Annotated in this window: 1 protein-coding gene; it reads right to left on the reverse strand. The window is 46.7% G+C overall.

The window, feature by feature from the left end:
- Positions 1–93: 93 nt before the first annotated feature.
- Entirely contained in the window at positions 94–1578 is a 1485-nt protein-coding gene (locus P364_RS0134725) for an IS1182 family transposase (RefSeq protein WP_024634530.1), read from the reverse strand.
- Positions 1579–1684: the final 106 nt, after the last annotated feature.

Below are 1684 nucleotides of genomic sequence, written 5' to 3' on the forward strand. Positions count from 1 at the left end.
AGAGAGCCCTGCAAAAGCCTTAGTTTTTAGAAGATGGTTACTCTGAATTGGTAAAAGTGGTGAGAAAACTAAAAATAGCAGCTCGTTTCTCAGTCAGAGGGCGGGCTGCTTTTGCTCTATTAGCCTAACCATTCGTTTCACATTTACAACGAACGCCGTGAGATAGGCCTGTATTCGCATGCGAAAGAGACCACGATATTTGGCCTTTTCCATCCCGTGGAACCTCTTCATCTCTGCATTTTTGTGTTCAATAATCGGCCTGCGCTTAATACGCTCTTTGAATGTATCGCTAAGTTCAAACTCGATTTGCTCTTTGAAATGCTCGGCGATCATCCGGATGGAGTACGTCTTGCTTTTGGACTCCGGTTTGTAGCAGCCTTCGCGCAGCGGACATGCTTTGCACTTCTCTACGTCAAAGTAGAATACAAGTGAGCGGCTCTCTCCGCTTGTTTTACTCCCTTGAATTGCTTTGCGAATGCTCCGTTCGCCTGCGGGGCAGACCACGAAATTAGCGTCCTTGTTGTAGTCGAATCCATCTTGGCGCACGCCACCCGAGTGAACAACGGGATTCAGTGGAACGACAGGCTGAATGGATTCTTTTTTCATTTCTGCCAGATTGTCTTTTCCAGAGTATGCCGTGTCTGCAATAATTTCTTCGACTCCAATTCCATTTGCTTTCGTTTGCGCCAGTAGAACAGATAACTGCTTTCCGTCATCGCTGGTTCCCGGTGTCACTTCAACAGCCGTAATCAATTCTTCTTCTGTCATAGCCAGGTGCTCTTTATAGCCAAAAAACGACTGGGTACTGCTTTTCCAACCGAACCTTGCGTCAGGGTCGATCGCTGACCGGATGCCTTTGTTGGCTAGCAGACGCTCATCTTCTACGATTTCCTTCGCGATATGCAATTTGTCACTTATGGCTCCTTCATGGTCCGGTAACAACGCTTCTACCGTTTGGCCGAGTTCGGCGAGATAATGCAACATGATCTTTTCTGCATCTACTTGCTCACTCTTCACTTTCGGCAAGGGAGGAAGCTTCTTCTCAAGCTTCGGATGCCGTTTCACTACAACGCGAAACAGTCGTTTGGCTGCTTGCCGAAGCACGTTAAGCGGTTGTTGCCGCTGGGTTGCTGCATGCGTATGCGTTGCATCCAAGATGATGGTTTTTGAAGTAATGAGCCCTTTGTCGATGCATTGGCCTATGACTTGTTTAAGAACATCCTCCACCTGGCTCACGCCAAGACGGTGGTTACGAAAACGTGAGAGTTGTGAAGGATCTGGCAGGGGATCTTCCGGATTAACTCCGATAAACCACTTGTACGCCAGATTCACTTGGGTTTCCTGTATAACTCGCTCGTCTGAAAGATTGTAGAGAATCTGTAAAAAGAGCAGACGAAAGAGCAGTTCCGGCTCATTAGCTGGTCTGCCGTAGTATTTACAGTATGAGTTTTCCACCAGCTCATGTATGAAACTAAAGTCCACCATGCTATGAATCTTGCGTAAGAGGTGATTTTCCGGAACAAGTGTATATAACTCCGCATGAAATGATGCGGTGATTTGTCTACCTGCATGTAACAAAGTCTTTCAACTCGCTTTTCCTTTTTTCCCATTATACAACAAGCCCAATGCCTACGCGGCATTGGGCAGTATTTTACAGAAACTGTATTCGTTTTGCAGGGCTCTC

Origin of the sequence: Paenibacillus sp. MAEPY2 (assembly GCF_000499205.1) — a bacterium.
GTDB classification, from domain to species: Bacteria; Bacillota; Bacilli; order Paenibacillales; family Paenibacillaceae; genus Paenibacillus; species Paenibacillus vandeheii.